This window comes from Lyngbya aestuarii BL J (assembly GCF_000478195.2).
Classification (GTDB): Bacteria; Cyanobacteriota; Cyanobacteriia; order Cyanobacteriales; family Microcoleaceae; genus Capilliphycus; species Capilliphycus aestuarii.
This window is the reverse complement of the sequence record NZ_AUZM01000384.1, coordinates 1-391: the sequence shown is the minus strand read 5'-3', so window position 1 is coordinate 391 and position 391 is coordinate 1. Positions and strand designations below refer to the sequence as shown.

At 40.2% G+C, this 391-nt stretch carries 1 protein-coding gene; it reads right to left on the bottom strand.

Annotated features, from left to right (window positions below):
* Positions 1–391 (bottom strand): aldehyde dehydrogenase family protein (locus M595_RS28625; protein WP_023070035.1); only part of this gene is annotated, 391 nt, incomplete at both ends.

Below are 391 nucleotides of genomic sequence, written 5' to 3'. Positions count from 1 at the left end.
GTGCTCTTCCGATCTAAGTTAGATTTCCGTTCTCGAACCATTTGAGAAATTAAGGTTTTATTCTGTTCAATATCTTTAGTTGCCACTAAAGTCCGAATTGAAAATGAGCGCAACGCATCCGAAACCGATAACGTTCCTTCAGCCGAATCTTTGCGTCCAGTAAAGGGAAAAGTATCAGGGCCACGCTGACATTGGCTATTAATATTCACTCGACAAACCTGGTTCACTAGGGGATCAATGAGTTGAGCAATCGCATCAATATGTTCTCCGAAAATACTCACTTGTTGACCATAATTTGAGTTAACAATATACTCAATTGGAGTATTGATATCATCAAAGGGAATAATGGGTACAACTGGGCCGAACTGTTCCTCTGAATAAACGCGCATTT